We start from the raw sequence: 12,617 nt of genomic DNA, 5'->3' as shown, positions 1-12,617 counted from the left end.
TACCTCTCACCTGTAACGAGGATTTGCCATGAACGACCTGACAGTGACACGCCAGACCTTCGACGAAGTCATGGTGCCGGTGTTTTCGCCCGCCGCCTTCGTGCCGGATCGCGGTCTCGGCTCGCGCGTCTGGGATACGCAAGGCCGCGACTACATCGACTTCGCCGGCGGCATCGCCGTCACCGCCCTGGGTCATGCGCATCCCGAACTGCTGAACGTGCTGCACGAGCAGGGCGGCAAGCTGTGGCACATCGGCAATGGTTACACCAACGAGCCGGTGCTGCGCCTCGCCAAACGCCTCGAAGACCTGACGTTCGCCGACCGCGCGTTCTTCGCCAACTCGGGCGCGGAAGCGAACGAAGCCGCGTTGAAGCTGGCACGCCGCGTCGCGTTCGACCGCCACGGCGCGGACAAATTCGAAATCATCTCGTTCACCCAGTCGTTCCATGGCCGCACGTTCTTCACGGTCAGCGTCGGTGGCCAGCCGAAGTATTCGGAAGGCTTCGGCCCGGTGCCGGCCGGCATTACCCACTCGCCGTACAACGACATCGAAGCCGCGAAGAAAGCCATCGGCGCGCAAACCTGCGCGGTGATCGTCGAGCCGATTCAGGGAGAAGGCGGCGTGATCCCGGCGGATCCGGCGTTCCTGAAGGCGCTGCGCGAAGCCTGCGATCAGCACGGCGCACTGCTGATTTTTGACGAGGTACAAACGGGTGTGGGCCGCAGCGGCTATTTCTACGCGTACGAGGAAACCGGCGTGACGCCGGACATCCTGACCACCGCCAAGGCGCTCGGCAACGGTTTCCCGATCGGCGCGATGCTGACCACCAACGAACTGGCCGCGCATTTCAAGGTCGGCGTGCATGGCACGACGTACGGCGGCAATCCGCTCGGCGCGGCGATCGCTGAAAAGGTGGTCGAGTTGGTCAGCGATCCGAAACTGCTCGAAGGTGTGCGTTCGCGCAGTGAAGCGTTGAAGGGCCACCTCGCCAAGCTGAACGAACGCTTCGGTCTGTTCACGGAAGTGCGCGGCCGGGGTCTTCTGATCGGTGCGGAATTGACCGACGCATTCAAGGGCCGCGCGAAAGACTTCGTCACGGCGGCAGGCCAGCATGGCGTGATCATGCTGATGGCCGGTCCTGACGTGCTGCGTTTCGTGCCGTCGCTGATCATGCCGCTCGACGACATGAACGAAGGCTTCGAGCGACTCGCGAAGGCCATCGAAACGATCGTCGGCGCGAAGGCTGAAGCGGCGTCGCATTGATTCACGGCATTGATCACGCGTCACATTCAACAGGAACGATGATGCTCTTCGTACGCCCAGGCCGCCTCGCCGATCTCGACGCGCTCGAACACATGGCGCGCACCGCGCAACCGGTGCTGCATTCCCTGCCGCACGACCGGCGTGCGCTCGAAGCGCGCGTCGCGTTGTCGGAAGACTCGTTTCGCGCGGAAGTCGATTTCCCGGGCGAGGAGTTCTATCTGTTCGTGCTCGAAGATGCGCTGAGCGGCAAGCTGATGGGCACGGCGAGCATCGTCGCCGCGGCCGGTTACTCGGACCCGTTCTACGCGTTTCGCAACGACGCGCTGATTCATGCGTCGCGCGAACTGCACGTGAACCGCAAGATTCACGCGCTGACCATGTCGCATGAGCTGACCGGCAAGAGCCGCCTCGCGGGCTATTACATCGACCCGTCGCTGCGTGGCGACGCCGCCGCGCATCTGATGTCGCGCGCGCGGATGATGTACATCGCCGCCAATCGCAAGCGCTTCACGCCCGAGGTGTTTTCGCTGTTGCTCGGCGTCACCGACGAGAACGGCGTGTCGCCGTTCTGGGAAGCGGTGGGGCGCAAGTTCTTCGGCCGCAACTTCGCCGACATCGAGATCGAATCGGGCGGCCGTAGCCGCACGTTCATCGCCGAAGTGATGCCGACGTATCCCGTGTATGTGCCGTTGCTGCCAGAGGCGGCGCAGCGCGTGCTCGGCGAGCCGGATTCGAAGGCTTTGCTCGCATACGACATTCATCTCGAGGAAGGCTTCGAGACGGATCGGTATATCGACATATTCGACGCGGGTCCGGTGTTGACCGCGCAAGTGGATCGCAGCGCCTGCGTCACGCGCAACGAAACGCGTGTGGTGCACGAGAACCATGCGGCCGCTGACGGTTCGACGTATCTGATCGCGCATAACGGCGCCGATGGCGAATTCCGCTGCGTGCTCGGCGAATTGCCGGCAGGTAAAGAAGCGGGCGCGTCGTTGCCGCACGCGGCGCGTGCCGCGCTCGGCGTGGAAGAGGGCGACACGGTGCGCTGCGTGCCGCTGCACCAGCCGCATCAGGAAGAACAATCGGGAGAGGCACGATGATCGTCGTTCGCGTTGTGCAACGAGGCGATGTGGACGCGCTCATGCGGCTCGCGCAGGAAACCGGCCCGGGTCTCACCACCTTCAAGCCGGACCGTGAGGCGCTCGCGGCACGCGTGGAACGCGCGCGCCGCACGATGGAAGACAAGGCCGAGCCGCATGAAGCCGGCTACTTCTTCGTGATGGAAGACACCGACACGGGCGACGTCGCCGGCGTGTGCGGAATTGAAACCTCGGTCGGCCTGCAGCAGCCGTTCTACAACTATCGCGTGAGCACGGTGGTGCACGCGAGCCAGGACCTCGGCATCTGGACGCGCATGCGCGCGCTGAACATCTCGCACGACCTGACGGGTTATGCCGAAGTGTGCTCGCTGTTCCTCAGCCCGCGTTATCGCACGAGCGGCGTGGGCGGCCTGCTGTCGCGTTCGCGCTTCATGTTTCTCGCGCAGTTTCGCGAGCGCTTTCCGCAGCGTCTGTGCGCGGAATTGCGCGGCCATTTCGACGCCGAAGGCACCTCGCCGTTCTGGCGCGCGGTGGGCTCACATTTCTACCAGATCGATTTCAACGCGGCGGACTACCTGAGTTCGCACGGCCGCAAGGCGTTTCTCGCCGAGCTGATGCCGCGCTATCCGGTGTATGTCGAGTTGTTGCCGGAAGAGGCGCAGCAATGCGTCGGCCTCACGCACAACGACACGATTCCGGCGCGCCGCATGCTCGAATCGGAAGGGCTGCGTTACGAGAACCACGTCGATATCTTCGACGCGGGGCCGGTGCTCGAATGCCATATCGCCGACTTGCGCACGGTGCGCGAGAGCGTGGTGGTGCCGGTCGAGATCGGCGCGTCGAGTGCGCCGCAGGATGGACCGAAATCGATGGTGTCGAATACGTCGTTGAGCGATTTTCGCGTCGGCGTCGTGGCGGGCGTGCCGCAGGACGGCGTATTCCGCCTGAGCGCGCTTGAAGCCGCGGCACTCGACCTCAAGGCGGGCGACCTCGTGCGCGTGCTGCCGCAGAAACACAAACAGGGATGATCATGAGCGAGCTTTTCATAGACGGCGAATGGGCCGCCGGCACAGGACCCGCATTCGCGTCGCACAACCCAGGCACGGGCGCGACGGTGTGGGAAGGCAACAGCGCCTCGGCGGACGACGTCGATCGCGCGGTGCGCAGCGCACGCCGCGCGTTCGCCGCGTGGTCGGCGTTGAGCCTCGACGAGCGTTGCGGCGTGGTGCGCCGCTTCGCCGCGCTCGTGACCGAGCGCAAGGAAGCGCTGGCTGAAGCGATCGGCCGCGAAACCGGCAAACCGCTGTGGGAAGCGCGCACCGAAGTGGCGTCGATGGCGGCCAAGGTCGAGATCTCGATTCAGGCCTATAACGAACGCACCGGCGAGAAGCGCTCCGCGATGGCGGACGGCACAGCGGTGCTTCGGCACCGTCCGCATGGTGTGGTGGCCGTGTTCGGGCCGTACAACTTTCCCGGTCATTTGCCGAACGGGCATATCGTGCCGGCGCTGATCGCGGGCAATGCAGTCGTGTTCAAGCCGTCGGAACTCGCGCCCGGTGTGGCCGCGCTCACCGTGCAGATCTGGCGCGATGCCGGTTTGCCGGCAGGCGTGCTGAATCTCGTGCAAGGCGAGAAGGACACCGGCATCGCGCTCGCGAACCATCGGCAGATCGACGGCCTGTTCTTCACGGGTAGTTCGGATACCGGAACATTGCTGCACAAGCAATTCGGCGGTCGCCCGGAGATCGTGCTGGCGCTGGAAATGGGCGGCAACAATCCGCTCGTGATCGGACCGGTGGCCGATGTCGACGCCGCCGTGCATCACACGATTCAATCGGCGTTTCTGTCGGCGGGTCAACGCTGCACCTGCGCGCGCCGCATTTTCGTGCCGAACGATGCATTCGGCGACCGCTTCATGGAACGCCTCACCGAGGTTACCTCGCGCATCACCGTTGGTGAATACAACGCCGATCCGCAGCCGTTCATGGGTGCCGTTATCTCGGCACGTGCTGCGTCGCGCCTGGTCGCGGCGCAGGAACGTCTGCTGGCCGATGGCGCCAAGGCGCTGCTGAAGATGGAACAACGCGACCCGAAGCTCGGGTTCGTGACGCCCGCGATTCTGGACGTCACAAGCGTGAAGAACCTGCCGGACGAAGAACACTTCGGGCCTTTGGCGCAAATCATCCGCTACGGCAGCTTCAACGAGGCGCTGGAACAGGCCAACGACACCGAGTTCGGCCTCTCCGCCGGCCTGCTCGCCGACGACGAAGCGCTCTGGACGCATTTCCAGCGCACCATCCGCGCGGGCATCGTCAACTGGAACCGGCCGACCAACGGCGCATCGTCGGGCGCGCCGTTCGGCGGGCCGGGCCGCTCGGGCAATCACCGGCCGAGCGCTTACTATGCCGCCGACTACTGCGCGTTCCCGATGGCATCCGTCGAAAGCGCGCAACTGCAAATGCCCGCGAGCGTCTCGCCGGGCCTTCAATTCTAAGGATCGACGATGCAAGCCACTGAAGCCAATTTCGACGGCCTGGTCGGCCCGACCCACAACTACGCGGGGCTCTCGTTCGGCAACGTCGCGTCGCAGAACAACGAGAAGTCGGTTGCGAATCCGAAGGCGGCCGCGCGGCAAGGCCTGCGCAAGATGAAGCAACTCGCCGATCTCGGCTTTCATCAAGGCGTGTTGCCGCCGCAGGAGCGTCCGTCGATGCGTCTGTTGCGCGAGCTCGGTTTCTCCGGCGACGACGCGACCGTGATCGCGCGCGTGGCCAAGGACGCGCCCGAGTTGCTGGCCGCGGCGAGTTCGGCTTCGGCGATGTGGACCGCGAATGCGGCGACGGTGAGTCCGTCCGCGGATACGCACGACGGCCGCGTGCATTTCACGCCGGCCAATCTGTGCAGCAAGCTGCATCGCGCGATCGAACATGAATCGACGCGCCGCACGCTGCGCGCGATTTTCAACGACGCCGACCGTTTCGCGGTGCACGAGGCACTGCCCGGCACGCCGGCGCTCGGCGACGAAGGCGCGGCGAATCACACGCGCTTTTGCGCGGAATATGCGGCACGTGGCGTCGAATTCTTCGTGTATGGCCGCAGCGAGTATCGTCGCGGGCCGGAGCCTAAGCGCTTCCCGGCGCGTCAAACCTTCGAGGCGAGCCGCGCGGTCGCGCATCGTCACGGCCTCGCCGATGCGGCCACGGTGTATGCGCAGCAGAACCCCGACGTGATCGACGCGGGCGTGTTCCATAACGACGTGATCGCGGTCGGCAATCGCAATACGCTGTTCTGTCATCAATTGGCGTTCGTCGAACAGAACGCGGTGTACGACGAATTGCGCGCGAAGCTCTCCGGTCTGAAGGCGGACTTCAACGTGATCGAAGTGCCCGACGCGCAGGTGAGCGTGGCCGACGCCGTCACCTCGTATCTGTTCAACAGCCAGTTGCTGACGCGCCCGGATGGCCAGCAGGTGCTGGTGGTGCCGCAGGAATGCCGCGAAAACCCGCGCGTGGCTGCTTACCTCGACGAACTGACATCACGCTCGGGCCCGATCGACGACGTGCTGGTGTTCGATCTGCGCGAAAGCATGAAGAACGGTGGCGGGCCGGCTTGCCTGCGCCTGCGGGTCGTGCTCGACGACGCGGAGCGCGCGGCGGTGACGCAAGGCGTGTGGATCAACGACACGTTGTTCGGCCGTCTGGATGCGTGGATCGAAAAACACTATCGCGACCGTCTCGCACCGGCCGATCTGACCGATCCGCAATTGCTCGCCGAATCGCGCACCGCGCTCGACGAACTGACGCAGATTCTCGGTTTGGGTTCGCTGTATGACTTCCAGCGCTGAGCGCGATATGCCGGTTTCGATGCTCGACGATTTCCTCGCCTACACGCTGGCGGGCACGCGGCCGGCCGCTGGTGAAGCACAAGGTACGTGTGCCGGCGGCGTGCGCTGGTCGTGGCTGGACGACGGCGTGCTGTTGATGGAACCGGCAACGCAGGAAGAGGGCGTGCGCAGCGTGCTCGTCTCTGCAGGCGTGCATGGCGACGAGACCGCGCCGATCGAACTGCTGGGGTTTCTGGTGCGCGATATCGCGAAGGGCACCGCCGCGTTGACTTGCCGCCTGCTGGTGATTCTCGGCAACGTCGACGCAATGCGCGACGCCTGCCGCTATCGCGATGACGATTTGAACCGCCTCTTCAGCGGCCGTCATCTGCAGGTGCCGCAGAGCTACGAGGCGCCGCGTGCCGCCGCGCTGGAGCAGGTCGCGACGCAATTCTTCGCGGCAGCGCCGGATCAACCCGGCGCGCGCTGGCATATCGACATGCACACCGCGATCCGCGCGTCCGCCTTCGAGCAGTTCGCGTTGCTGCCGCACACCGGCAAGCCGTTTTCACGCGCGATGTTCGAGTGGCTCGGCGAGGCGCGTATCAGTGTGGTGCTGTTGCACACCACCAAGGGCAACACGTATTCGCATTTCACCGCGCAGGTATGCGGCGCCGAAGCGTGCACGCTGGAACTCGGCAAGGTGCGTCCGTTCGGCCAGAACGATCTGACGCGTTTCGCCGGTGCCGATCACGCGGTGCGTCATCTGCTGGCCGGCATGCGTGGTGAGGCGCAGGGGAATCTGCCGCGGGCGTTCACGGTCATCGATCAGATCACCAAGCAAAGCGATGCGTTCGAATTGCTGGTCGCCGCCGATGTGGCGAATTTCACGCCGTTCGCGAAAGACACCGTGCTCGCGCGCGATGGCGAGTATCGCTATGTCGTGCAGCACGACGAGGAGCGGCTCGTGTTTCCGAACGCGACGGTCAAGCCCGGTTTGCGCGCCGGCTTGATGGTCGTCGAGACGACGCAGGACACGCTGTCGAAACTCGCGTAGGCCACCACGCAAGACCCAAACGTTGCGCGCCGAGGCGCGCAACGTTTTCCCTCAGGCCGCCGCCTAGGCCGCGTTCGCGCGGATCAAGCCTTCGGCCACCATCGCTTCACGCACCTTCGGGCGCGCCGCTACGCGCTCCAGATACGCACCCAGCTTCGGATAAGCACCGAGATCGATCGACAGCATGCGCGCCCAACTCAGCACCGTGAACGCATAGGCATCGGCGACCGAGAACTGTCCCGTCAGATAATCGCGTGTCGCCAGCACACGCTCCAGTTCGCCAAAACGCGTCGCGAGTTTCGCGCGGCATTCGGTCTTCGTCGATTCGGCGGTCTCCTGATGCCACAGCCAAGGACTGAACGTCTTGTGCAATTCCGTACTGATATACGTGAGCCAGCCGAGCGCTTCGAGCCGTTGCGGCGAACTCGCGGGCGGCAGCAAGCCCGCCTCGGGCACGAGATCGGCGACGTATTGCAGCAACGCGGCGCCTTCCGTGTGGCGCGAGCCATCGGCGAATTCGAGCAGGGGCACATAGCCGCGCGGCGAGATTGCGTAATAGTCGTCGCCGTTGGCGAGCTTGTGCGTTTGCAGATTGACCTTGACGCCTTCGAAGTCGAGATCCGCTTCGCGCAGTGCAATGTGAACCGCCAGCGAACAGGCGCCCGGTGAATAATAGAGTTTCATGATGGTTTCGCTATGAACGGGAGTGAAGTGGCCGGCAGGTGCCGGTGGCGAGGCTCGTCGGCCGACAAGTCCATGTGGTAAAAGTAGCCCGGATCGGATTCCGAATAAACAGGCGGCTTGCCAAACCATGCGTGCAAAAACGCAATACGAACTGACGTCGGCGGATACGCAGACCATTCTCGCGCTGGTGCGCGCCGGCACGCTGGCGGAAGCCGCGCAGCGTTTGGGTATCGACGCGTCGACGATTTTTCGCTCGGTGCAGCGGATCGAACGCGGGCTGGGACAGCGTCTGTTCGAGCGCTCGCGCAGCGGTTATCGCGCCACGCCGCTCGGCGCGCAACTGGCGCGACATGCCGAGCGTATCGAAAGCGAACTCGCGGCGGCGCGCTCCACGGTGCAGGCAAGCAGCGACCGCGTGTCCGGCAGCGTCCACGTGACGACCACCGATACCGTGCTCTACGGTCTCGTGCTGCCCGCGCTGCGTGATTTCGCGGCGTTGCATCCGGCGTTGTCGTTCGAACTGACGGCAGCCAACAGTCTCGCAAGCCTTACCAAACGCGATGCCGATATCGCCGTGCGTGCCACGCGCCGCGCGCCGGATCATCTGGTGGGCAAGCACGTGGGCCCGCTGCGTATCGCGGTGTTCGCCGCCAGGAGCAGCGGCATCCACGCGAGCGATGTGGATGCGCTGGCGCGCTGCGACTGGGCCGCTCCTGACGCCTCGCTCGGCGATCACCCCTCCGTGTTATGGCGCAAGCGTCATTGCCCGATTGTCGAGCCGCGCTACAAGACCAACAGCGTGATGGCCGTGTTCGAACTCGTGGCGCGCGGTTTCGGCGTGGGCATCTTCCCGACTTTTCTCGCGCGCGGCCGCGACGATCTCGTGCAATTGACGCCGCCGCTCGACGAAGCCGAGTCGCAAGTCTGGGTGCTCGCGCATCCGGAGTCGCGGCATTTGCCGCATGTGGCTGCCGTCTATACGCATCTGTCGCAACAACTCAGTGGCGATTTCGCAGCCGGCGACGGCGCGCGCTGACGTGTTTGTCTTTGCCTGCACGCGACAGCTATTTACACCTTTACGCGTAAGCCCAAAGCGCGTGCCCAGCAACGCGCCACGCGGCGCGCCCGCAGGCGCGGCAAACGAAGCCTGTACAATCGCGGCCTCGCGGCTGTTGCGCTGCACCACACCGGCCGCACGAGTTTGAATCGCATTTTTGGCGCGGCAATCATGCTTGCCCGGATTCGGCTCCGTCTTATTCAATACCGTAGAGGAACACCCGTAATGAAGATGAATTGGCGAAACATGGCTGCGCTCGCGCTGTTCGCGGCGGCAACGGTTACGGCCGGCACCGCATCGGCTGCCGATATCAAGGAAGTGCATTTCGGCGTCGAGGCATCGTATGCGCCGTTCGAATCGAAGTCGCCGTCGGGCGATCTACAGGGTTTCGACATCGACGTCGGCAATGCCGTGTGCGCGAAGCTGAAGGCCAAATGCGTGTGGGTCGAGAACTCGTTCGACGGTCTGATCCCGGCCTTGCAGGCGCGCAAGTTCAACGCCATCAACTCGGACATGACGATCACGGATCAGCGCCGCCAGGCGATCGACTTCACCGATCCGATCTACACGATCCCGAATCAGATGATCGCGAAGAAGGGCAGCGGTCTCTTGCCGACGCCGGCTTCGCTCAAGGGTAAGCATGTCGGCGTGCTGCAGGGCACGATCCAGGAAACCTACGCGAAGGCGCGCTGGGCGCCGGCCGGCGTGGACGTCGTGCCGTATCAGACGCAGGACCAGATTTACGCCGACCTCGCTTCGGGTCGTCTGGACGCCGCGTTCCAGGACGCGGAAGCCGCCTCGAAGGGCTTCCTGAAGAAGCCGCAAGGCGCGGGCTTCGAGTTCGCCGGTCCGGCCGTCAGCGACGAGAAGCTGCTCGGCGCGGGCGTCGGCTTCGGCATCCGCAAGGGCGACAAGGCCTTGAAGGACGCGCTGAACCAGGCGCTCAAGGAACTCAAGGCGGACGGCACGATCGACCGATTCGCGGCCAAGTACTTCGACGTGAAGGTGGTGTTGAAGTAACGCGCTACGCGTCTTTCGCGATTTGTTGTATGTGATGCAAACGGCCGCTATTGCGGCCGTTTGCATTTGCGCGGTGGCACGACATTGATGTCGAGAGAAGCCTCACCACGACGATCAACCGATCAACCGTTCAACGCACGTTCGCTTCCGGCTGATCGAGATAATCGAACACAACTTCGCCGAGACCGAGCGTCAAATCGGCAATCAGATGACGCGCCTCGACGATCTCCAGCACCGGCAACTCGGCAACCGGCGCGAGCGCGTGCGGCGCCAGTTCGAGCGCGGCCGGGCCGGTCCATGCGCCTTTCAGATCGATGTCCTGCAGGTAGTAGCGCACCAGTTCGCAGATGCGCGGGGTGCCGTCCACATGCGGAATCACCTTGAGCAGGAAGTTCGGCGTTTCTAGGCGTTTCTTCTGCTGCGCCAGATCGAGTTGACGATGCTTGTAGCCCATCGTGCCGGTGGCGATGCGCACCGGACCGTAGTCGAGCGTGCCGACGAGCGTGTCGGTATGAACGGCGAGCACCGGGTTCGCGAGCTTCTTCGGAAAGCCCCACAGTTCGCGGCCGCCGGCGATCGGCGGATGGTCGTCCAGATACATGGCCAGCGTGTAGCCGCCCGCCACGCCTTTGTACGACACCGGAATCACCTGGCCGCTTTCCGTGTAATCGCCGAAGCCCGTCGAGTCCGGCATGCGGATGAACTCGTAATGCACCAGCGGCTCTCCGATTTCGAGCGGCTCGGGCACGACGGCGCGCAGTTTGTCCGGATCGGTGCGGTAGGTGATGATCAGGAATTCGCGGTCGATGAACCGGTACGGGCCCATGGGAAATGCCGGGCTCGTGATCGGCATGGCGAAGGCATTTGACAGCACGCTTTTGACGTCCATGTTTTTCCTTGGTGGTTAAACGCGGTTGGAACGCGTCTGCACTGCACAAGAGTATCGGCGATTTTGCGCCGGATCGCTTTCAGACTCATCTCCAATTATTTCGAGATATTGCTTCACGGACGTGTCCGCGCATGGCGGCCTGAGCTAAAATCGGCAGACGCACCGCGGGCCACGGGCTTCACACCTTGGGCCGTGCTGACGGTGCAGCGAAAATCAAAATACAGCAGTAAGCGCCGGGGCGGCGCTTAGCGGGGGAGTGCAATGACCACCATCGCAATCGAGAATCCGGGCCACACGGGTGCAACGGACGATGCGCAATTGAATGCCAGCTTCGCGCGACAGCCGATTCTGAATCGGGACGGCATGCTGTGCGGCTACGAGATCAAGGTGCGCGCACCGGAATTGACCGCGGACATGCTGGAGGCCGCACGAGCCCCCGCGGACGCGAACAGTGGTGCCGACGCCTCGTCGTACCGCGCGCCCGATCCGGCGCAACGCGTGGCGCGAGCCATCATTCACGGCCTGCTTCAGGGCAATGTGCGCGGCGCGCTGACCGGGCATCCGGCTTATGTCGACGTCAGCCGCGAGATGCTATTCGACGACGCGATCCTGCGGCTGCCCGCCGAGCGCTTCATGCTCGAACTGGCGCCGGCGATCGAGTTCGACGAAGCGCTGGTGGCGCGCATCGTCAAGTTGCACGGCCGCCGCTATCGCTTCGTGCTCGACGAGGTGACCCAGCCCAACGAAACCTTCGCCAAACTGCTGCCTTATGCGGAAGTCGTCAAGATCGATTTCACGGGCGTGCCGCGCGTGCTGCTGCCGAAACTGGCGAGCGTGCTCAAGTCGGCGGGCAAGCTGCTGGTCGCCTCGGGAATCGACGCGCAAGCCGATTTCGAAACGGCCCATGGACTCGGCTTCGATCGCTTCCAGGGTTACTTCTTCGCGCGCGCACAGACCTCGGCTTCGCGCCGCGTCAGCGCGCCGCGCCATGCGTTGCTGAACCTGCTGCAACTCCTCTCGGGCGATCCGACCGTCGCGCAGCTCGAAGCCGAACTCAAGCTGAATCCGGTGCTGGTGATGCACCTGATGAAGCTCGCCAATTCGAGTGGCCTCGCCGTCGGCCACAAAGTCACGACGTTGCGCGAAGCGATCAACGCGACCGGCACCAACCGCATCGCGCGCTGGACGCAACTGCTGCTCTATGCCGACGGCCGCAAAGTCGCCCTCGAGGACGATCCCTTGCTGCAACTCGCGGCGACCCGCGCGCGTTTCATGGAACTGGCGATCGAGCGCTTGCCCGAAGCCGGCCGCGACGAAGCCGATGCGGCGTTCCTGACCGGCGTGTTTTCATTCGTCGACGCGGTGTTCGGCGGCTCGCTCGAAAGCACCTTGAACGTGCTGACGTTGTCGCGTCCGATCCAGGCAGGCATCCTGCATCGACAGGGTGCGCTGGGGTTGCTGCTGAGCGCGGTCGAAGCGCTCGAACGCGGCGCATGGGATGAGATCGAAACGCTGTGCGCGCGCTTGCAGCCGTTGACGGTGGAAGAGGTCGCGGAACTGGGGCTAGCGGCGGGCGCGTGGGCCGGTGTCGCGGACCGCAGCGCGGAAGGGCTGGAAAGAATCGAAGATTGAGAAAAGTGACTCGTCCGGAGGCCGCGGCATGCCATACATGGCGGCCTCGGCGAGCCTGACTCGACTTCAACTTCAACGTGGCGTCGGGCAA

At 64.3% G+C, this 12,617-nt stretch carries 11 protein-coding genes; 9 read left to right on the top strand and 2 right to left on the bottom strand.

The features are described from left to right. Window positions 1-28 precede the first annotated feature (28 nt). The 6 genes from B0G74_RS12415 to astE are packed head-to-tail and all read left to right on the top strand — an operon-like array spanning window position 29 to window position 7,244. Window positions 29-1,264, top strand: coding sequence for an aspartate aminotransferase family protein (locus B0G74_RS12415; RefSeq protein ID WP_132375047.1), 1,236 nt, complete (start codon window positions 29-31; stop codon window positions 1,262-1,264). A gap of 41 nt (window positions 1,265-1,305) precedes the next feature. Next, a complete protein-coding gene (aruF, locus tag B0G74_RS12410) occupies window positions 1,306-2,364 on the top strand; it encodes an arginine/ornithine succinyltransferase subunit alpha (protein ID WP_132375046.1) in 1,059 nt (352 codons plus the stop codon). Continuing rightward, complete coding sequence (gene astA, locus B0G74_RS12405; protein ID WP_132375045.1) at window positions 2,361-3,392, top strand: arginine N-succinyltransferase; 1,032 nt, start codon at window positions 2,361-2,363, stop codon at window positions 3,390-3,392. The genes aruF and astA overlap by 4 nt, the downstream gene beginning before the upstream one ends. Window positions 3,393-3,394: 2 nt before the next feature. Beyond that, on the top strand, window positions 3,395-4,858 hold the full coding sequence (astD, locus tag B0G74_RS12400; protein WP_132375044.1) for a succinylglutamate-semialdehyde dehydrogenase: 1,464 nt from the start codon (window positions 3,395-3,397) through the stop codon (window positions 4,856-4,858). A gap of 9 nt (window positions 4,859-4,867) precedes the next feature. Then, complete coding sequence (astB, locus tag B0G74_RS12395; RefSeq protein ID WP_132375043.1) at window positions 4,868-6,208, top strand: N-succinylarginine dihydrolase; 1,341 nt, start codon at window positions 4,868-4,870, stop codon at window positions 6,206-6,208. Next, window positions 6,192-7,244, top strand: coding sequence for a succinylglutamate desuccinylase (gene astE / locus B0G74_RS12390; protein WP_243658169.1), 1,053 nt, complete (start codon window positions 6,192-6,194; stop codon window positions 7,242-7,244). Before astB ends, astE begins: the two co-directional genes overlap by 17 nt. A 63-nt stretch (window positions 7,245-7,307) precedes the next feature. Here astE and gstA read toward each other — a convergent pair whose 3' ends face one another. Next, a complete protein-coding gene (gene gstA / locus B0G74_RS12385; protein WP_132375042.1) occupies window positions 7,308-7,928 on the bottom strand; it encodes a glutathione transferase GstA in 621 nt (206 codons plus the stop codon). 127 nt (window positions 7,929-8,055) lie between these two features. Here gstA and B0G74_RS12380 point away from each other — a divergent pair, with 127 nt between their 5' ends. Together B0G74_RS12380 and B0G74_RS12375 are read left to right on the top strand one after the other, a co-directional pair. Beyond that, on the top strand, window positions 8,056-8,964 hold the full coding sequence (locus B0G74_RS12380; protein WP_132375041.1) for a LysR family transcriptional regulator: 909 nt from the start codon (window positions 8,056-8,058) through the stop codon (window positions 8,962-8,964). 246 nt (window positions 8,965-9,210) lie between these two features. Then, window positions 9,211-10,005, top strand: coding sequence for an ABC transporter substrate-binding protein (locus B0G74_RS12375; RefSeq protein WP_132375040.1), 795 nt, complete (start codon window positions 9,211-9,213; stop codon window positions 10,003-10,005). Window positions 10,006-10,135: 130 nt separating this feature from the next. Here B0G74_RS12375 and B0G74_RS12370 read toward each other — a convergent pair whose 3' ends face one another. Further along, window positions 10,136-10,894, bottom strand: coding sequence for an acetoacetate decarboxylase (locus tag B0G74_RS12370; protein WP_132375039.1), 759 nt, complete (start codon window positions 10,892-10,894; stop codon window positions 10,136-10,138). A 261-nt stretch (window positions 10,895-11,155) separates the two neighbouring features. Between B0G74_RS12370 and B0G74_RS12365 the strand changes: the two genes are divergently transcribed. Next, window positions 11,156-12,526, top strand: a complete 1,371-nt coding sequence (locus tag B0G74_RS12365; RefSeq protein WP_132375038.1) for an EAL domain-containing protein — start codon at window positions 11,156-11,158, stop codon at window positions 12,524-12,526. Window positions 12,527-12,617 lie beyond the last annotated feature (91 nt).

It is taken from the genome of Paraburkholderia sp. BL9I2N2, assembly GCF_004339745.1.
GTDB lineage: Bacteria > Pseudomonadota > Gammaproteobacteria > Burkholderiales > Burkholderiaceae > Paraburkholderia.
The sequence above is the reverse complement of the archived record's forward strand: the minus strand, read 5'-3'. Positions and strand labels throughout refer to the sequence as shown.

Excerpts from the sequence above, each read along its gene's own strand:
- astE (WP_243658169.1), top strand. The coding sequence starts at position 6,192 with ATGACTTCCAGCGCTGAGCGCGATATGCCGGTTTCGATGCTCGACGAT.
- astA (WP_132375045.1), top strand. The coding sequence starts at position 2,361 with ATGATCGTCGTTCGCGTTGTGCAACGAGGCGATGTGGACGCGCTCATG.
- B0G74_RS12415 (WP_132375047.1), top strand. The coding sequence starts at position 29 with ATGAACGACCTGACAGTGACACGCCAGACCTTCGACGAAGTCATGGTG.
- gstA (WP_132375042.1), bottom strand. The coding sequence starts at position 7,928 with ATGAAACTCTATTATTCACCGGGCGCCTGTTCGCTGGCGGTTCACATT.
- aruF (WP_132375046.1), top strand. The coding sequence starts at position 1,306 with ATGCTCTTCGTACGCCCAGGCCGCCTCGCCGATCTCGACGCGCTCGAA.
- B0G74_RS12380 (WP_132375041.1), top strand. The coding sequence starts at position 8,056 with ATGCGTGCAAAAACGCAATACGAACTGACGTCGGCGGATACGCAGACC.
- B0G74_RS12365 (WP_132375038.1), top strand. The coding sequence starts at position 11,156 with ATGACCACCATCGCAATCGAGAATCCGGGCCACACGGGTGCAACGGAC.
- astD (WP_132375044.1), top strand. The coding sequence starts at position 3,395 with ATGAGCGAGCTTTTCATAGACGGCGAATGGGCCGCCGGCACAGGACCC.
- B0G74_RS12370 (WP_132375039.1), bottom strand. The coding sequence starts at position 10,894 with ATGGACGTCAAAAGCGTGCTGTCAAATGCCTTCGCCATGCCGATCACG.
- B0G74_RS12375 (WP_132375040.1), top strand. The coding sequence starts at position 9,211 with ATGAAGATGAATTGGCGAAACATGGCTGCGCTCGCGCTGTTCGCGGCG.
- astB (WP_132375043.1), top strand. The coding sequence starts at position 4,868 with ATGCAAGCCACTGAAGCCAATTTCGACGGCCTGGTCGGCCCGACCCAC.